Raw genomic sequence first — 17,317 nt, 5'->3', positions numbered from 1 at the left:
GCCTCTAGTCTGTTTATTTAGGATCTATAATTTTTAGTGTTGGTAGCTTTCTAAAATTGATTATACAAAATTTTTGGAGGAATAGGGTTTGCTTGTAGCTTGTATGGGATCCCATGGCTCTCCACAAGCAAACCCGTTCATTCCGGAAGAAATTTCAGTTTGATGCACCAACACTATTTGTCATACAACCTTTATTTAATCCATTTCAAAAGCACCAGTATAAAGTTGGTAGTATTCTCCTTCTTGAGAAATCAACTCTTCATGGTTCCCTCTTTCAATGATACGTCCTTGTTCCATTACCATGATTGCATCCGAGTTGCGGACAGTTGAAAGGCGATGAGCGATTACCAATACTGTTCTACCCTTCATCAAAGCATCCATTCCGCTTTGTACGACCGTCTCCGTACGTGTATCGATACTAGACGTTGCTTCATCAAGAATCAAGACAGGTGGATTCGCAACAGCTGCTCTGGCAATTGCCAGCAATTGTCTTTGTCCTTGAGAAAGCGAACCGCCATCTCCTGTTAATTCTGTATCGTACCCATGTGGCAATTGTCTGATGAAGAAATCCGCATTGACTAATTTTGCCGCTGCTTCAATTTCTTCGTCTGTAGCATCTAAACGTCCGTAACGAATATTGTCCTTAATCGTTCCTGAGAATAAATGTGTGTCTTGTAGAACGATTCCTAACGATCTTCTTAAGTCATCTTTCTTGATGTTTTTAACATCGATTCCATCGTAAGTAATGGTTCCCTTTTGTATATCATAAAAGCGATTGATCAAGTTGGTGATGGTGGTTTTCCCAGCACCTGTTGCTCCAACAAAGGCAAGTTTTTGTCCTGGTTTTGCAAATAAATTAATGTTATGAAGAATCGTTTTATCTGAATTATAGCCAAAGGTCACATCTTTAAAACGCACATCTCCAGTTAACTCTTTGTACACAACTTCATTGGTAGCAATCGTTTGTTTCCATGCCCAACCACCTGTCCGTTGTGTAGATTCTACAAGTGTTCCATCTGCTTGTTTAGTAACATTTACTAACTCAACCGTTCCACTGTCTTCTTCAGGTTTTTCATCCAATAAATTAAAGATACGTTCTGCACCCGCAAGCGATAAAATAATCACATTAAACTGTTGTGAAATCTGCGCTACAGGCATAGTGATACTTTTCGTAAATTGAACAAAAGATGCTATACTGCCAACCGTTAAAGCCGTTAATCCAGTGATTGAGAGAGTCGCTCCTATGACAGCTGTTAACAAGTACATAAAGTTCCCAATATTTCCCATAATCGGCATTAAAATATTTGCATACGTATTCGCTTTTGTAGCATTCTCTCTTAAGTCTTCATTTAACTTGCTAAAGTCAGCAACTGCTTCTTCCTCATGATTGAATACTTTCACAACTTTTTGTCCTTCGATCATTTCTTCCACATAACCATTCAACGTACCCAATGCGGCTTGTTGAATCGAGAAGTAACGACCACTTTTCCCACCAATCGTACGAATAACAGCAACCATGATCCCTACCATAAACAAAACCACTAAGGTCATTGGGATATTAATAATAAACATGGCAATAATAATCGATAAAATCATGATCAGCGAAGAAAAAATTTGTGGAATGGATTGACTGATCATCTGTCTTAACGTATCCGTATCATTCGTATAGTGGCTCATGATATCGCCTGTTGCATTGCTGTCGAAATAACGAATTGGCAAAGATTCCATGTGCGTAAACATTTCATCACGAATATCTTTAAGAATTCCCTGTGATACTGTAACCATTGTGCGATTAAAAATATAGGTAAATAAAGCACCGGTCAAATACAACAGCGCCATCAATCCAACCATACGCGCAAGATTCGAAAAATCAGGTGTTGTTTGAGTAAGAAGTGGCGCAATGTACTCATCAATCAAAGTCTTTGTAAAACTGATCCCAATCGCATTGGTTGCTGCACTAATAACAATACTGACAACTACGACAATGATTCGTAATTTATATTGCTTCGTCGCGTAAGACAGAATTCTTTTGAATATTTTTAATGGACTAACAGTTGGTCTCATCATCGAATTATTCTTCAACTATAGTCCCCCCTTTTACTTGAGAATCAAATACTTCTTTATAGATCTCATTATTTTTCAATAACTCTTCATGTGTACCAACTCCACTGATTTCCCCTTCGTCTAAGACGATAATACGGTCAGCATCTTGAATGGAAGAAATACGTTGTGACACAATAATTTTTGTTGTATTTGGAATTTCTTCACTAAATGCTTTTCGAATATAAGCATCTGTTTTTGTATCTACAGCACTTGTTGAATCATCCAAAATTAAAATCTTTGGTTGTTTCAATAAGGCACGAGCAATGGTTAACCGTTGCTTTTGACCACCGGAGACGTTTGAACCACCTTGATCCAGCATTGTTTCATATTTATTTGGAAAGTCTTGAATAAAATCATCTGCTTGGGATAATTTCGCAACACGGCGAACTTCCTCTTCAGATGCTTCTTTATTTCCCCAACGTAAGTTGTCGATGATTGTTCCTGAGAATAACGTATTTTTTTGCAATACCATGGCAATTTGATCGCGCAAGGTGACTAAATCGTACTCCTTTACGTTATGCCCTGAAACGTATACTTCACCTTTAGTTACATCATATAGGCGTGGAATCAATTGGATCAGTGAAGTTTTACCACTACCTGTTCCACCGATGATCCCTATTGTTTCACCAGATTTGATCGTAAAGTTAATATGAGTTAAATCTGGTTCTTCTGACAGTTCATTGTATTTAAACTGAACATTCCTAAACTCAATTTCGCCATTTTCAATTGTTGTAATTGGGTTTTCAGGATTTGTTAAAGTTGCTTTTTCTTTTAAGACTTCCGTTACACGCTCTACTGAAGCTTCAGAGATGACGATCATGATAAAAATCATCGAAATCATCATGATGCTGCTTAGAATCTGCATCATATAAGTAATGAAACTCGTTAATTCACCCGTACTCATTGTTCCGCCTACAACGTATTTCGCCCCAAACCAATAAACAAGAAGCAAACAAGAATAAATAGCAATCTGCATTACCGGAGCATTCAATGCTGTGATTTTTTCTGCTTTTGTAAACAGATTTTTAATATCTTCAGATGCTATTTTGAACTTTTCGATTTCTTTCTCTTCACGAACAAAAGATTTCACCACACGCACACCATTGATATCTTCTTGCACAGTTTGATTCAATCGGTCATATTTCTTAAACACTTGTATAAAATAAGGATGCACGCGATAGATTAGTCCAACTAAAATAAAACCTGCAATCGGAACAATAATTAAAATAGTTAAAGATAATTTCAAATTCGTATAAGAGGCCATTGCAAATGCAAAGGCAATCATAAATGGTGCTCGAATAATGGTTTTTAGAATCATTTGAAAGGCCATTTGGATATTGGTAATATCCGTTGTCAGTCTTGTGATTAGACTAGATGAAGAATATTTATCAATGTTATCAAAGGCAAAGGTTTGAATATTTTCGTAGATATCTTGACGCAGATTCGTCGAAAGCCCTACAGCGGCATCTGAAGAAAATTTCCCACCTAGTACTCCAAATAACATAGACATACAGGCCATCAGAAACATGAGTGATCCGATTTTAAAAACATAATCTAAATCACCTGCTATCAATCCTTTGTCAATAATTTTTGCCATCAGAAATGGAATGAAAATTTCTGTAGCAACTTCTAATGCCATAAATAGCATAGTTAAATACGACGGTTTCTTGTATTGTCGCAATGATTTCATTAATGTTTTATACATTGTTAGCTTCTCTCCTTTTAATTGAGCGAATGGTCTTGCTCCATTAAATCATATATTCGGTAAATCGTTTTTATCGTTAGCCGGATATCTTCTTCCGGAATATCTTTTAGTATCTGACTATTTTTGTGATGAAACTCATAGACGATTTTTTGATGCAGCGTTAGACCTTTTTTGGTCAATTTGATATTGACTACCCGTTTATCCTCAATGTTGGCTACTTTTTTTATATAACCCAAGTCTTCTAACGAGGTTATGTTTTTTGTGATACTTGGCAGCGTTACGCCGAGTGTCTCAGCGATGTCACTAATACGTACCTCCGTTAACTCTTTTGATAAATTATATAATGTTTTGATGATATAAACGTGTCTTTGTTGGACTTCAGGAGGAGGTTCAGGCAAAAACCGCATCGTGTGTTTCGCACTCAAACATGCATCGATATATTCTTCAGATAGTTGACTATCCATTGCTCAGCCCTCTTTTCTAATTAGTTTACCTAGTATAATTACTACAGGTAACTATATTAGCAAAAAAAAGAATAAATAGATAGTGAAATCTACTTATTCTTTCAAAGTAATTTTATTTAGTCTTTATTTGCTTTTCCCTAAGCCTGTTAAAAATTTAACGGTCTCTGGATCGTAATGAGAGAAAAACAAACTTTCTTTTTGGTTTAATCCTAGAATCGTTGCCATCTCTTCATCCGTCAATGAAAAGTTAAAGACATCAAAATTTTGGATCATACGTTCCTTTGTTACTGTTTTAGGAATCACCACAATATTCCGTTGAATCAAATAACGTAAAGCAACTTGTGCTACAGACTTGCCATAGTTCTCACCGATTTTTTTCAATGTTTCATTGTTAAAGAAGTCATTTTTACCTTCAGCGAATGGTCCCCATGATTCAATTTGAGTATTGTATTCTTCCATAATACTTTGAGCTTCTACTTGTTGGTTAAATACGTGCGTTTCGACTTGATTTACCATAGGCTGAATTTCGCTGAACTCCGCAATATCAATAAAACGGTCCGGATAAAAATTGCTGACTCCAATGGCTTTTATTTTTCCTTCTCTATAATATTCCTCCATCGCACGATAAGTTCCGTAGTAATCATTAAACGGTTGGTGGATCAAAACCAAATCCAAATAATCCGTTTGCAATTTTTCCATAGACTCTTCGATGGAAGCTTTTGCTTTTTCATATCCTGCATTTGAGATCCAAACTTTTGTTGTGATAAAAAAGTCTTCACGAGGAATCCCACTCTTCTTCACAGCATTTCCAACTGCGGATTCATTCCCGTAGGCTTGTGCGGTATCAATCGAACGATACCCTACCTCAATGGCTTCACTTACCACACGTTCACATTCTTCAAGATCATTTACTTGATACACTCCATAACCTAAAATTGGCATTTGTATACCATTCGCTAACATAACTGTTTCCATTTAAACGGCCTCCATGTTTTTATTTTTATTTGTTTTTCTATGAAAAACCAACAATGCGATGAGGGATATAGGGTTCTTCTAGAAATTGAACATCTTCTTGAGTAAGTTTAAAATCTACTGCAGCAACAGCTGTTTCTACATGTTCAAGTTTTGTTGCTCCAATAATCGGTGCAGCCACTCCCTCTTTTTGCAACAACCAAGCTAAAGCTACATGAACTCTGCTGACGTCATAACGTTCAGCTAACTGCGCAACTCTTTCGATGATGGCTTGATCTTTATCCGCTGTTTCATCATATTTAGAGCGAGCTATTTTATCTGTTTCAGTGCGTTTCGTTTGAACTGACAAATCTCTAGTCAGTCGACCTGAAGCCAAAGGGCTATATGGTGTGAGAGCCACTTTTTCAGATAAACAGTAAGGAATCATTTCTCTTTCTTCTTCTCGGTAAATCAAATTCAGATGGTCTTGCATCGAGATAAATTTGGTCCATCCATTCCTTTCTGCAATGTTTTGAGCTTTTTGAAACTGCCAGGCATACATTGAAGAAGCGCCGATATACCTAGCCTTACCAGACTTCACAATATCATGCAGAGCTTCCATCGTTTCCTCGATTGGCGTATCATAATCCCAACGGTGAGTAATATACAAATCAACATAATCTGTTTGCAACCGCTTTAAACTTTGGTCGATTTGAGAAAGAACAGCTTTTCTTGAAAGGCCTCCGCCATTTGGACCGTCAAACATGTGACCATGAACTTTCGTTGCTAGCACGATTTCATCTCGGTTCGCATAGTCTTTTAAGGCTTTCCCTAAAATTTCTTCACTCTTTCCAATAGAGTAAATATTAGCAGTATCAAAAAAGTTGATCCCAAGCTCCAAAGCTCGCTTAATGATTGGACGACTTTCAGCATCATTCAACACCCATTTATGAATCCATTTTTCTGGATCGCCAAAACTCATCGCCCCAAGACAGATTCTTGAAACATCCATTCCTGCATTTCCTAATTTTGCGTATTCCATCTTTTCACTCCTTCACTATTGACTAAGTTACTTACTGTGGATCATTTTACAAAAGCATAACGGCTTCTCCTAATCAAAAAGTATCGTTCATTAAAAATTTCCTTTAATAATTATTAGGATACACCTTCAAGTTAACTTGAAGTCAAGCAAAAACAGCTTTCTTTTACTTTGTTCCATTGTTATACTTTTGATATCCTGAAAAAATGAGGTGTTGTTCTTGAAAATAAATGAAGTAACTAAGAAATATGGAGTATCTCCTGCTACATTACGCTATTATGAGGAAATCAACCTATTGCCTGAGATTGCTCGTGTAAGTGGCAGTCGCTGGTATTGCGAACAGGATTTAAAACGTCTTGAATTTATTTTTTGCATGAAAGATTCAAATATGTCTCTAGAAAAAATAAAGGACTATTTCAATTTGATTGATCAAGGGGATACGACTTTACAAGCTCGTTTAGATTTATTGCTTCAACACAAAGAAGAGACAGCGAATCTCATGAGGAGGATTCAAAGTTCATTAGATTATATTGATTATAAAATTGAATTGACAGAGTCATCGATTGTTCAATTAAGTTAAGTTTACTCCTTTTGTTCAATCTATTTCCCACTTTAAATATAGAATAAAAGAGCAGGAAACTTTAGTGCTATACTAAAGTTTCCTGCTCTTTTCCGTTCAATGATTTAAAGGTCTCTCAATAAATTTTGTTGCTATCTTTAGGCAACGTATCCTTTTCTCCAAGAATTCACTTATGAGTGGTCATTTGAAAAGACAGTCCTATTTTCAACATAGTACATAATATCATCATCTTGAAATGAACCTATTTTAGCGGATAAGGTGATACGAGGTCCATTCATTTCTATTAATCTAATCGCCTTTTTTAATTCCGTATGCTAGCTAAAATACTCATAGCTTTTTGATAATCTACATTAGGGCTTCCATCTAAATTCTTATCCGTGATCTCAAATCCTAGTTTTTGATACAAGTGAATTGCTGCATAACTCCACGTTTGAGTATGCAGGTAAATAGGAGAATTTTGTTCAAGTTCTTGCAGTAGTTTAAGAGTTCGATTCACCATTGCTTTTGCGAGCCCTTTACCTTGATAACCTGGCTTCACAGCTACCCAATGAACTAATGGATAACGCACACCATTAGGTAATTCCTTCCACCAAGCTGAGCACGTGCCAACTTTTTCTCCTGAAGAATCTAGAACAAATAACAATCGCGTTCTCAGATCTTTAGAGTATGGCGCAAATTTTTCCTTGAAGTAATCCAATGCTAATCTCTCATTCTCAAATTCTGAAACAGCCGTTTCGATAGCCGCCCATTCTACTTCATCACCCTCTTGATAACTTTTAAAGTAAAAACCTTCAGGTAAAATAGGTTCATTAACTGGAAGATTTTTTGAACGATACATCCAAATTTCCGCATATGGAATTGTTTTATCTAACAAAAAAGCACCACCTTTCTTTATTGTTGAAAATAATTAACAATTTTTAGACTATTCTTCTTAAGAACAACTCTTTCAATCTTTTATTCATGCCACACCAAATGACTCGAACAATAAAATTTCAACTATACTTCATTCTATTATAATACTAGCACTACTGATACGAAAGTGTTTTAAATACATTTAGGTAACTTATGAGCTAGTTAGTACAGCAGACTCAATGCTTGCGTTTCATTTTAGAACTTTTATTTTCTTTTGGATAGAACTTTTTTATGAGTGTTCGCTTTACAAATAGAACATGCGTTCGTATAATAGAATGAAAGGAGGGGCTTCTTATGTCATTCAATTACGCTAAAGAAATAAGTAATGATATTTTCTGTATTGACGTTAAATCGTTTTATGCGTCTGTGGAATGCGTTGAACGTGGCTTACATCCTCTAAAAGCTCTATTAGTTGTTATGAGTAACGCAGATAAACCAGGTGGCATCGTGCTAGCTGCTTCACCAATGGCTAAAAAAGTATTAGGTATTAGAAACGTTACTAGGAAATGGGAAATCCCTTATCACCCCGATTTGGTTATCGTACCGCCTAGAATGAGCTATTATATCGAAAAGAATACTGAAATCAACGATATCTTTCGTAAGTACGTTTCTGATGAAGATCTACATATTTATAGTATCGACGAATCGTTTATTTCTGTCCGAGCCAGCTTAAAACTGTTTAAAAGAAAAAACGCCTATGAACTAGCTAGAATGATTCAATACCATATTTTTAAGAAGACGGGATTATACGTAACGATCGGTATTGGCGATAATATGCTAATGGCTAAACTAGCTTTAGACAATGGAGCCAAATATAATGACGACTTTATTGCTGAATGGCGGTATAAAGACATTCCAAATACGGTTTGGAAATTAGAGAAATTAACCGACATGTGGGGTATTGGAAGTCGGACAGCACGACGATTAAACAGTCTAGGAATTAAAACGGTCTATGATCTAGCGCACGCAAATTTTTACCAGCTGAGAGATTCAATGGGTTTGATTGGTGAACAATTATATGCAAATGCTTGGGGCATCGATCGCAGCGACATTAGAGACTCCTATCGTCCTTTAGAAAAAAGTTATGGCAACTCTCAAATTCTCAAAAAGGACTATTATAAAAAACATGAAATTAAAATCGTTATTCGTGAAATGGCCGAACAAGTTGCTACCCGAATTAGAAAGCATCATTGTCAAACTGGATGTGTCAGTCTTTCTGTTAGTTATTCTAAATATGAGGAACAAGTTGGGTTTTCGCGACAATTAAAGATACCCAGTACTTCTAATACAAAAAAATTAGTTGACTCCTGCTTTGAAATCTTTAATAAATATTACAAGGATGACAAAGCCGTCCGGCGCATCGGAATTACTTATTCAAAATTATCCTATACGAGTGATATTCAATTGGATCTATTTGAAGATCCGACTGAACAAATTACAAATGAAAAATTAGATTTGCTAGTCGATAAAATAAGAGAGAAATATGGTTTTCAATCATTGGTACATGCTAGTAGTCTTATGGATGGTGCCACAGCTATCGACCGTAGTTCTCTTGTTGGTGGCCATGCTGGCGGAATGGAGGGTATAAAATGAATGACTTAAATGATGAATACCGTGATCGGGGTATTAAAAAATGGGCAGGATTTTATTTATCCGAACATACTGCTACTCAAGAAAAATTAAGGAATGAGAAAAAGAAATTCAATCCACAGAAAAGACAAATGGACTCACAAGAAATCACATCCGTAATCAATGAAGCTGTCCTCAAGAATAAGTCCATTGCAATTCAAATTGAAGCCGTCGACCAAAACGGGCATTATAAGGACGATATTGTTGGTCTAGTTATTGGTGGAGATGAATTAGGTATTTACGTAAACGATACAAAAGTTGATTTCGATGAGATTCGCAATATTCAATTTATCCGTCTAAAAAAATGGACTGATCTTACCAATGACAAGGAAAAGGAGGAAAAAATATGAATACGGCTATCATTACAGGAAAAGTTGATTCAGATGTTAAAGTGATCAATACCAAGAACGGCACACCCTTCTGCAGGTTTACGCTGCTCTCGGATGGTCGAAAGTTTAATTGTTTAATAGCTGGTAAAAAAGCTTTTAGTTTTGTGTATGAAGTAGAACTTGGTTCAACCATTACAATTGAATCGGTCATTAACGATCGCAATCAATTAGTCGTACAAAAGTTCAAGCTATTAAGCCCACCTAATTACTTTGGGCAGGTATTTGATTATAAAGGCCATCGAATGCCACACAAAAAGGTCCTATTTTAAGGGTTATTCTTATTATTTAAATAGGTCAACAATTTCGAACCGTTGATTAGCCTAATATTTTTAATATAAATTTGATAGTGATATACTTTGATTAGGTGATAAAGATTAGCCAATCAAAAAATAACACTAATAGAATAGTTGACCCCTTCTTTTTTCAAGCTATTCCTATTATGAAAGGAGAAAAAAATGAAAAAACTAAGTGTGGCACTAACTATGTTGTCGAGCTTATTTGTTTTAACTGGTTGCAATACCAACAATGAAACCGCAGAAGCTCCTACTCAATCTTCCACTTCACAAAGTGATGCATCAAGTTCAAGTAGTTCTCAAGGGTCTGCTGAAAGCACGTCAAGTGCAACCGATTCTGAAGAACAAAGCGATACATCGAATTCAAGCAGCATGGAAGAGTCCGCAGAAAGTACTTCGAGCACATCAGAAAATGTTATCAATTCTGAGGAAGAAGCTTTTAATTTCATTAAAGAAGAAACTGGAATAGAAACTGACAATACTGACATTGCTTATGAACTTCTGGAATCCGATGAAGACTCTTACACCCTAAAATTAGTAAGTAAATCTTTGCAAGAACAAGGCGGTTCTGGAGCTGCTGGTATATATAAAGTTTATAAAGATGGTACTTATGAAATAGTAGCCTAGCTAAGTTAACTTATAGATTTATTGACTGTCCTGCAGATGATGTGTAGGACAGTTTCTTATTTTTATGGTACCTATCCTTTTTAATAATAATTCCATACAAAAAAAGACCCCAAAAGGAGTCTTAAAATTTATTTCACCTTGTAAATAACTGTTGTAAGTAAAATATGTGGTTCAGTCAAAACTTGATTGACAGAAACAATTTCCCCTTCATTTTCACTTACTTCTCCTAACAATACTTCTAAATCATTTTGTACAGTTTCACGACCTTCGAATTCTCCCAAGGGATTACTCGTAACAGTTAAAACTCGATAGTTCACCATTTGTTATCCCTCCCTTCTAATTACCCTATTATAACAGAAAACGGTTCCATACATATAAAGTTAGCTCATAAAAGATACTCACATAAACTAATGCTCGTACAATTAAATATGAAGCTCCGTATATGTCTCATTAGTATTATATAAGTTATTTCACACTGTTTATAAAGTTACTATCAGTTAAATCATTTAAAGGAGTTGTTTAGCGGATTCAACTGTTATTTCAAGTAATTTATTCATGAAAGGATATTCTTTTTGCATTTGTTCAAATTCAGCACCGCAATCCGTGAAACGCGCCCGGCCTTCTATTAAGAAACCAGTTCCTTGATAGTTATTAAACCCTTCTACTTCACGACTTCCCAATGTTAACATCACTCTATCATTTTTAGAAACATCGCCTTGAACACTTGTAAATCCTGCAATAGGAGCTAAAATTCGTTCGTCCTTTGTAATACGTAGATATGAATTCCAAGTACACCGGACATTTGGTTGATCCCCACTTCCCCATGAAGTTATGGAGACAACTCCCTCATTTTGGATTACTTCAAAAAATGTTTTACTTAGCATATTTTACCTCCTTATATTAATCTACTTTCCTTGTTCAAAAATACACAAACATAGATAAGCAGAAGTTCAATAAGTTAATTGTAATATATTTTTTTGACTATCTACTTGATTTAAATCAAGCATCCTTAAAAATGAAAATAACGCTCTAGGAATCAGTGTTTGAAAACTACTAAGACTTATTGCGTCTGCTCAAACGGAAAACGACTTTGATTCGGCCTATCGCAGCTGTTTTTCTCGTGATAAATGAGTTTTAAAACACGTCCTAGATTCGTTTAAAGTTTTTTTGGCATATCGCCGATTGGAAAATTAATTCCCCAATTTTAATCTGCTCATTCTATCAACCTTAAAAATTTTTCTATTGTTTCCATTTCTTTTAACTGAATCCTTTTCAAATAAATCAAATAAAACGGATGAATGACACTAAAATCACTTAACGGAATCTTTTTTAAGATGCCGTTTTTCAGTTCTTCTTCAACAGCTTTCTGATACACAAAAGTAATGCCTACATTTTTTCCAACCAGTCTTTTTATTGCACCAATACTTCCAATCGTCATAACTTTTGAAAAGCTATCTAAATGGATTCCTTTATTTTTTATGGCTGTTTCAAAAATAAGCCGTGATCCAGATCCCTCTTCACGCACCAAAATCGTCGTAGAAAATAAGTCATTAATGCTTTGATCCTGTTTCCATAAAGAGCATTTCTCGGAACAGACAGCGATAAACGGTTCTTCAGCAATCTTTTGAAACTCAAATATTGATTGATTGAATTCCCCTTCCACAAGTGCAAAATCGATTTTCCCATGTTCCAATAGTTCGATTAAATGTCGAGTATTGTCTGTTACCATCGAAATATCATGTGTTGGGTATTGATTTAAATACGACTCAATGAAGTCCGGCATCATATATTCCCCAATCGTCAATGAAGCTCCAAATGTAAGAGTAGTGTGTTCTATAGTAGAAGCTAATTGTTTTTGCACCTTAGTGATTTCTCTTTGCAGCAAATAAAGATCTTTTTGCAGTTGTATGCCTTTAGCTGTTAAGGTCAGTTGTCTGTTTTCATAGCGAATCAGTTCGACTCCTAATTCCTGCTGCAAATACTGGATGTGTTGAGTGACAGCGGGTTGAGTAATGTGCAGCCTTTTGGCTGTTGCGGTGTAATTCATTTCTTCTGTTAGTGCAAGAAATGTTTGGTATCGGTAATCTAACATCTCATACAACTCCTTTATAATATTATCTTATAAAGATATAATAAATGATTATTTTATTTTATACAAATTACCTTATATGATAAACATATAAACAAAGGATTGAAGGAGATTTAATATGTATACTCAAATGAAAAATAACCGTTCCGTCTTACCTGGTTTAATGATCAGCATCCTAATTTCACTCATCAGTCAGTATTTGACCAACTTTATACCGAATCTAGGTGCAGCACTGATTGCTATTTTTCTAGGTATCCTTTTAGGAAATACTTTTTTGAACAAACCTTATTTGAAAAGAGGAACTAAATTTTCCGAAAAAACACTCTTAGAGTGGTCGATCGTATTAAACGGCATGATTTTAGATTTTCAAATCATCAAGCAAGTTGGTTCTGCCGGATTTATTTTTGTGATTCTCCAAATGGTCTTGACGATATTATTTGCTTATTGGATTGGTCGAACTATGAAGTTTAATAAAAAGATGTCTTTATTGATGGGTGCGGGTAATGCAGTATGTGGCTCTTCTGCTATCGGAACCGTTTCTCCGGTGATTGAAGCTGATAAGAAAGATAAAGCCATGTCTATTACTATAGTCAATGTTATGGGGACGCTATTGATGGTCTTATTGCCTATCCTCTCTTCTGTTCTGTATCAAAATGAAGTCGTTCAAACATCTGCTCTGATCGGAGGAACAGTCCAATCTATCGGACAAGTCGTTGCTTCAGCTAAGCTGGTCAGTACGGACGTAACTAATTTATCCATTGTCTTTAAACTCATGAGAGTTCTCCTCATCGTTGGTGTAGCCTTATGCTTCAGCAAATTGAATACCAAAGAGGAAGAATCGCTATTTTCTAAAACGACTACCAGCTCAACTTCTGAAGTGAAAAAGAATTCTAGTCTAATGACTGTTCCTTGGTTTATTATCGGCTTCTTCATTTTGTTCATGCTTAGAAGCTTTCTGCCTTTGCCTTCCCTAATGATCCACAGCTCGGAAGTCATCAGCAACCAATTTGAGATTACTGCTTTAGCTGCAATTGGCTTACAGGTCAAGTTCTCAGATATCTTAAAAGAAGGACCTCGAACTATGTTGTACGGTTTACTGATCAGCTTCTTTCAAATCGTATTGGCTGTTGTATTAATTACTTGGCTGTTCTGATAGAATCATTTAGTAGATAGAAAAAGTCGTTTTACATCAATGATTCCAGTAGTTAGTTGCACATAGAGAAATACTTTCAAACAAGGAGAGCATAGAAATGAAACAAGAAACTATCTTAAGAAAGATGATACCTGAGGATTATGATTCTATTTTGGTTTTAGTGATTAACACTTGGGATTATCGGTCATGGGTCCCAAACAATTTGGTAGCCCCAATGGCCGATTTTTTTCTAAGTGATCTATTACTAGAATCAGACGATGTTTTTGTTGCTCAAATAGGTGACGACATAGTAGGAATTGTAGCAACCGGATTAGTAGACCAAACCAATATTCAGAAAATCAGTACTAGGAAGAATATTTCTTCATTGGAAAAAATATTACGCATTACTGAACCTGATTCGATCTTTTTGAAATACATTCAAACGCTGGAAATCAATGAATTCCTTTTAGAAAAAAGCCAGAAAAATTATGACGCCGGTTTAAATTTGCTTATCGTGAAAGAAGAATTTAAAGGATTGGGTATTGGTGGACTGTTGTATAATCATTTTTATGATTACCTTAAACAACACCAAGCAGAAAACTTCTATTTGTTTACCGACAATTCTTCTGATTATCAATACTATGAACACAAGGGTCTATCCCGCGTAGCTGAGAAAAAATATTATTGGGAACCAGGAAATAATGATACCTTAGAAATTTACTATCTATATGAAGGAAAACTAAACTTATCCGACTAAACAAATTAACCGTTCCAGTTCAACTATTATTTTACAATTTAGAACGAAAAGCAGGCAGAATCAATCCTAAAGCTATCCGCTTTAGAGTTGACTCTGCCTGTAAAGTAATCGGAAATTATTCCTACTAATTTAAATTACTAGTATACTTATTTATATAAGCTTTCTCTAAATCCGAATAAAATGAGTAACGTAATTTACTTTATTAAAAAGGTTGGTCACTAGGAACTTCGAACCAATTTGAATCACGGTCAAATACACTAGTTAAAGAAAAACGCTATCGTTATATCTATTTTATACTTCTGATCGAAAAGCAAAAAAAGCACTGCCTATGCTCAAATTCTTGACTACTATTCCTTCTATCGATAACCCAAGTTCCTATAATACATTCAATGCATCATATAGGATACACATCAATGAAACCAGTAAGCCTTCATCAAGTACAGTGTTATCTAACTTTTCTTTGCAAAACGTTCCAGGTTTTCTAGTGTGGAATTCAACCCATCAATGTGATCGTCCTTTTTGATGCCTTTAGGGACATTTTCAGCGACAATCGTTACCTTCGCCCCTTGTTCTAATTCTTCAAAGTACCAAGTCATCACCATATTCCCTGCAAAGGCAGAATCATCTGACTCAAATACACCAGCCTCAACGATTTTCTGATTGGGTATCAATTCAACAAAGGTACCTTCTAAAGTATCTGAGTTTTCAGTTGTTTTCCCTTGAGTGGCATGTTCATCCTCATAAGTGAGTGTTAATTGAACTCTCCCACCTACTACTGGTTCAAACAGGCTTATTTCTCCTCTCATACCTTCCGGAGGCAACCATTTAACTAAAGAATTCGAATCCATAAATGCTTGATAAAGTGTTTGTGGCGAAGCATCAATTACTTTTGAGACAGTGTCAATCCTTCCACTATTCGGATTGTTTTCCATGATAAACGCTCCTTTATAAATAAAATCGACTCTTTTACTTTTTTAAAGTATACCACCATAGGTAGAGAGATTCTTCTAGAATGTTTTAATCTTCAAAAATATCAATATATTCTTATGTCAGCATCAAATTGAGTATGCTAGTTTTCGTTCACAAAAAAGAACTGCCATATAGACAATTTTTTTAATATATAACGTTATATTATCGTTTTTAGTATTGAGACGCTACATGAGCTTTCTTAAGGCCTAGTTCCTCGCATAAAAAAACACAAAATATTTAAATGTGTTGTAATACTAAGGTTTACTAAATCTTTTTAAAAATTGCTATATCAATGAATTTTAACTGATTTTACACAATCGTACCTGAAAACGTATCAAAGTATCAACTGCATACGAGAACATGACTGCTTGTATAATATAACGAAAATTACGAGTTAAAAATCATTGATTGCATCTGTCATAATTTGTAATAAGTATTCTTTCTCAGGTGCTTCTTCAACACAATATAAAACCAATGTCTTTCTTGAATAGTTAGCATTATTACGTAAAAGTTTGGAATTCAACAGAAAACCTTTAGCATTTGCAAATAGACCGGCAATACATATTGAGAGGCTATTAGAAATCTATAATTAGTTTATACTTTTTGCTGCAGTTCCTTACTTCCTATCATAAATGATTACGGGGAAAACATTGAAATTTCTAGTACATAAGTTATATTATCTGTTCTTTTTACCTTTTATACTTCTATTAAACTTTTCTCCTGTATAAAAGTTAAACTTATATTCTATAAATTCATCTGTAACTGCAGTTTTGAAGAAACTATTCTCTTGAATTGAATTATTTATAATGCCAACCCATTTGTCATATGCCTCGCATTGTTTTTCATTCCAATTAGTTGCTTCATAAATATCATTCAGAAAACTTGTATCATTACTATTTATATAGTTTAAAAACATTCCCATTATTCCAACAACCATATCTGATAGTTGAATAAGTTTATGAGTTTCTTCATCGAGGAATTCCGCTTTCTCTTTTGCTTTTAAAATACTTGATTCTACAAATATAAAATTTTTCTTTCCTATGTTTAGGCTATTTATTTGTTTTTCAACATATTCTTCGTGATCAAATATTAATTTTGAGTTGTTAAACAAAATAATTCTTTGGAGATACTGTTGATAATACTCTTCAATCAAATTTCCTGAGTCATTCTCAATAAGAAATGGCAATTTTTCTTTTTTGCTTGCTTTATTTCTTCCTGAATGATTTCTAAAGTAATATCTCCTCTTTTAAAATAGTAGGCTTCATATTCATCAGACTGCATATAGTTATTTATAAGATTCTCGATAGAACTTAAAAATAATACAGATATTCTTACGTCATATAACACCCGCAAGCAATAACACAGAGTCTGCTAGAAATCTATATTAGTTTCTTATGAGTTGACACATACTATTTGACGAATTCCAGAGTTAGGGCAACATCTGCAATCAGGTTCATATTGCTTGCGTCAATAGAGTTTTCACACCCAATAACGAAGTCCTTACTAGTATTAATACAGTATACATCTTCACCATTCACTTGACCCTCTTCAATCATTCTTACCTTTTCTTTAGAATCAGCATAGTACTGAGTTTCTAAACGGTTGTGATACGAAAAAAGAATGCTATTTTATAACATTCTCTAATCTATATATTATATTTAATTTCAAGAATGCAATG

At 34.9% G+C, this 17,317-nt stretch carries 20 protein-coding genes; 7 read left to right on the top strand and 13 right to left on the bottom strand.

Annotated features, from left to right (window positions below; genetic code table 11):
- Nucleotides 1–195: 195 nt before the first annotated feature.
- The 5 genes from BLT48_RS02880 to BLT48_RS02860 all read right to left on the bottom strand — a co-directional run bounded on the left by BLT48_RS02880 (nt 196) and on the right by BLT48_RS02860 (nt 6,265).
- Nucleotides 196–2,067, bottom strand: coding sequence for an ABC transporter ATP-binding protein (locus tag BLT48_RS02880; protein WP_176944147.1), 1,872 nt, complete (start codon nt 2,065–2,067; stop codon nt 196–198).
- A gap of 4 nt (nt 2,068–2,071) precedes the next feature.
- The gene (locus BLT48_RS02875; protein WP_035022868.1) at nt 2,072–3,808 is read right to left on the bottom strand and encodes an ABC transporter ATP-binding protein; all 1,737 of its coding nucleotides are present in this window, start codon (nt 3,806–3,808) and stop codon (nt 2,072–2,074) included.
- Between the two features lie 17 nt (nt 3,809–3,825).
- Nucleotides 3,826–4,272 (bottom strand): MarR family winged helix-turn-helix transcriptional regulator, encoded by a 447-nt coding sequence (locus BLT48_RS02870; RefSeq protein ID WP_035022866.1) that lies wholly within the window; start codon nt 4,270–4,272, stop codon nt 3,826–3,828.
- 123 nt (nt 4,273–4,395) lie between these two features.
- The gene (locus BLT48_RS02865) at nt 4,396–5,247 is read right to left on the bottom strand and encodes an aldo/keto reductase (RefSeq protein WP_089975080.1); all 852 of its coding nucleotides are present in this window, start codon (nt 5,245–5,247) and stop codon (nt 4,396–4,398) included.
- Nucleotides 5,248–5,284: 37 nt separating this feature from the next.
- The gene (locus BLT48_RS02860) at nt 5,285–6,265 is read right to left on the bottom strand and encodes an aldo/keto reductase (protein ID WP_089975077.1); all 981 of its coding nucleotides are present in this window, start codon (nt 6,263–6,265) and stop codon (nt 5,285–5,287) included.
- A gap of 217 nt (nt 6,266–6,482) precedes the next feature.
- On the opposite strand from BLT48_RS02860, the gene BLT48_RS02855 reads away from it, so the two are divergent.
- Nucleotides 6,483–6,842 (top strand): MerR family transcriptional regulator, encoded by a 360-nt coding sequence (locus BLT48_RS02855; protein ID WP_023177850.1) that lies wholly within the window; start codon nt 6,483–6,485, stop codon nt 6,840–6,842.
- Between the two features lie 170 nt (nt 6,843–7,012).
- Here the strand turns inward: BLT48_RS02855 and BLT48_RS14550 are convergent, their stop codons facing one another.
- A complete protein-coding gene (locus BLT48_RS14550) occupies nt 7,013–7,135 on the bottom strand; it encodes an aminoglycoside 6-adenylyltransferase (RefSeq protein WP_226776746.1) in 123 nt (40 codons plus the stop codon).
- A gap of 8 nt (nt 7,136–7,143) precedes the next feature.
- Nucleotides 7,144–7,716 carry a GNAT family N-acetyltransferase gene (locus tag BLT48_RS02850; RefSeq protein WP_035022860.1) on the bottom strand — a complete coding sequence of 191 codons (573 nt, stop codon included), beginning with the start codon at nt 7,714–7,716 and terminating at the stop codon, nt 7,144–7,146.
- Between the two features lie 332 nt (nt 7,717–8,048).
- Here BLT48_RS02850 and BLT48_RS02845 point away from each other — a divergent pair, with 332 nt between their 5' ends.
- The 4 genes from BLT48_RS02845 (at nt 8,049) to BLT48_RS02830 (ending at nt 10,692) form a co-directional block, all read left to right on the top strand.
- The gene (locus BLT48_RS02845) at nt 8,049–9,347 is read left to right on the top strand and encodes a Y-family DNA polymerase (protein ID WP_089975075.1); all 1,299 of its coding nucleotides are present in this window, start codon (nt 8,049–8,051) and stop codon (nt 9,345–9,347) included.
- On the top strand, nt 9,344–9,733 hold the full coding sequence (locus BLT48_RS02840; protein ID WP_089975072.1) for a hypothetical protein: 390 nt from the start codon (nt 9,344–9,346) through the stop codon (nt 9,731–9,733). The genes BLT48_RS02845 and BLT48_RS02840 overlap by 4 nt, the downstream gene beginning before the upstream one ends.
- Nucleotides 9,730–10,041, top strand: a complete 312-nt coding sequence (locus BLT48_RS02835) for a single stranded DNA-binding domain-containing protein (RefSeq protein ID WP_035022858.1) — start codon at nt 9,730–9,732, stop codon at nt 10,039–10,041. The genes BLT48_RS02840 and BLT48_RS02835 overlap by 4 nt, the downstream gene beginning before the upstream one ends.
- A 186-nt stretch (nt 10,042–10,227) precedes the next feature.
- A complete protein-coding gene (locus BLT48_RS02830; RefSeq protein WP_089975069.1) occupies nt 10,228–10,692 on the top strand; it encodes a hypothetical protein in 465 nt (154 codons plus the stop codon).
- 128 nt (nt 10,693–10,820) lie between these two features.
- Here the strand turns inward: BLT48_RS02830 and BLT48_RS02825 are convergent, their stop codons facing one another.
- From BLT48_RS02825 to BLT48_RS02815, 3 genes are all read right to left on the bottom strand, one after another.
- Nucleotides 10,821–11,012 (bottom strand): hypothetical protein, encoded by a 192-nt coding sequence (locus BLT48_RS02825; RefSeq protein ID WP_023177840.1) that lies wholly within the window; start codon nt 11,010–11,012, stop codon nt 10,821–10,823.
- Nucleotides 11,013–11,198: 186 nt separating this feature from the next.
- Nucleotides 11,199–11,576, bottom strand: coding sequence for a pyridoxamine 5'-phosphate oxidase family protein (locus BLT48_RS02820; RefSeq protein ID WP_035022854.1), 378 nt, complete (start codon nt 11,574–11,576; stop codon nt 11,199–11,201).
- A gap of 329 nt (nt 11,577–11,905) precedes the next feature.
- Nucleotides 11,906–12,784 carry a LysR family transcriptional regulator gene (locus BLT48_RS02815; RefSeq protein ID WP_226776654.1) on the bottom strand — a complete coding sequence of 293 codons (879 nt, stop codon included), beginning with the start codon at nt 12,782–12,784 and terminating at the stop codon, nt 11,906–11,908.
- Between the two features lie 115 nt (nt 12,785–12,899).
- Between BLT48_RS02815 and BLT48_RS02810 the strand changes: the two genes are divergently transcribed.
- Both BLT48_RS02810 and BLT48_RS02805 read left to right on the top strand, forming a co-directional pair.
- Entirely contained in the window at nt 12,900–13,934 is a 1,035-nt protein-coding gene (locus tag BLT48_RS02810) for a YeiH family protein (RefSeq protein ID WP_089975063.1), read from the top strand.
- Between the two features lie 97 nt (nt 13,935–14,031).
- Complete coding sequence (locus BLT48_RS02805; protein ID WP_089975060.1) at nt 14,032–14,670, top strand: GNAT family N-acetyltransferase; 639 nt, start codon at nt 14,032–14,034, stop codon at nt 14,668–14,670.
- A gap of 449 nt (nt 14,671–15,119) precedes the next feature.
- Here BLT48_RS02805 and BLT48_RS02800 read toward each other — a convergent pair whose 3' ends face one another.
- The 3 genes from BLT48_RS02800 to BLT48_RS02795 form a co-directional block, all read right to left on the bottom strand.
- Nucleotides 15,120–15,602 (bottom strand): SRPBCC domain-containing protein, encoded by a 483-nt coding sequence (locus BLT48_RS02800; RefSeq protein ID WP_089975057.1) that lies wholly within the window; start codon nt 15,600–15,602, stop codon nt 15,120–15,122.
- 431 nt (nt 15,603–16,033) lie between these two features.
- Complete coding sequence (locus tag BLT48_RS14290) at nt 16,034–16,162, bottom strand: hypothetical protein (protein ID WP_267462129.1); 129 nt, start codon at nt 16,160–16,162, stop codon at nt 16,034–16,036.
- A 153-nt stretch (nt 16,163–16,315) separates the two neighbouring features.
- Nucleotides 16,316–16,825 (bottom strand): hypothetical protein, encoded by a 510-nt coding sequence (locus BLT48_RS02795; protein ID WP_089975055.1) that lies wholly within the window; start codon nt 16,823–16,825, stop codon nt 16,316–16,318.
- Nucleotides 16,826–17,317: the final 492 nt, after the last annotated feature.

Source organism: Carnobacterium viridans, assembly GCF_900102725.1.
Classification (GTDB): Bacteria; Bacillota; Bacilli; order Lactobacillales; family Carnobacteriaceae; genus Carnobacterium_B; species Carnobacterium_B viridans.
The sequence above is the reverse complement of the archived record's forward strand: the minus strand, read 5'-3'. Positions and strand labels throughout refer to the sequence as shown.

What these genes read in the sequence shown, in the direction of transcription:
- BLT48_RS02880 (WP_176944147.1), bottom strand. Translation starts at nt 2,067, where the DNA reads ATGATGAGACCAACTGTTAGTCCATTAAAAATATTCAAAAGAATTCTG.
- BLT48_RS02875 (WP_035022868.1), bottom strand. Translation starts at nt 3,808, where the DNA reads ATGTATAAAACATTAATGAAATCATTGCGACAATACAAGAAACCGTCG.
- BLT48_RS02870 (WP_035022866.1), bottom strand. Translation starts at nt 4,272, where the DNA reads ATGGATAGTCAACTATCTGAAGAATATATCGATGCATGTTTGAGTGCG.
- BLT48_RS02865 (WP_089975080.1), bottom strand. Translation starts at nt 5,247, where the DNA reads ATGGAAACAGTTATGTTAGCGAATGGTATACAAATGCCAATTTTAGGT.
- BLT48_RS02860 (WP_089975077.1), bottom strand. Translation starts at nt 6,265, where the DNA reads ATGGAATACGCAAAATTAGGAAATGCAGGAATGGATGTTTCAAGAATC.
- BLT48_RS02845 (WP_089975075.1), top strand. Translation starts at nt 8,049, where the DNA reads ATGTCATTCAATTACGCTAAAGAAATAAGTAATGATATTTTCTGTATT.
- BLT48_RS02840 (WP_089975072.1), top strand. Translation starts at nt 9,344, where the DNA reads ATGAATGACTTAAATGATGAATACCGTGATCGGGGTATTAAAAAATGG.
- BLT48_RS02835 (WP_035022858.1), top strand. Translation starts at nt 9,730, where the DNA reads ATGAATACGGCTATCATTACAGGAAAAGTTGATTCAGATGTTAAAGTG.
- BLT48_RS02830 (WP_089975069.1), top strand. Translation starts at nt 10,228, where the DNA reads ATGAAAAAACTAAGTGTGGCACTAACTATGTTGTCGAGCTTATTTGTT.
- BLT48_RS02825 (WP_023177840.1), bottom strand. Translation starts at nt 11,012, where the DNA reads ATGGTGAACTATCGAGTTTTAACTGTTACGAGTAATCCCTTGGGAGAA.
- BLT48_RS02820 (WP_035022854.1), bottom strand. Translation starts at nt 11,576, where the DNA reads ATGCTAAGTAAAACATTTTTTGAAGTAATCCAAAATGAGGGAGTTGTC.
- BLT48_RS02815 (WP_226776654.1), bottom strand. Translation starts at nt 12,784, where the DNA reads ATGTTAGATTACCGATACCAAACATTTCTTGCACTAACAGAAGAAATG.
- BLT48_RS02810 (WP_089975063.1), top strand. Translation starts at nt 12,900, where the DNA reads ATGTATACTCAAATGAAAAATAACCGTTCCGTCTTACCTGGTTTAATG.
- BLT48_RS02805 (WP_089975060.1), top strand. Translation starts at nt 14,032, where the DNA reads ATGAAACAAGAAACTATCTTAAGAAAGATGATACCTGAGGATTATGAT.
- BLT48_RS02800 (WP_089975057.1), bottom strand. Translation starts at nt 15,602, where the DNA reads ATGGAAAACAATCCGAATAGTGGAAGGATTGACACTGTCTCAAAAGTA.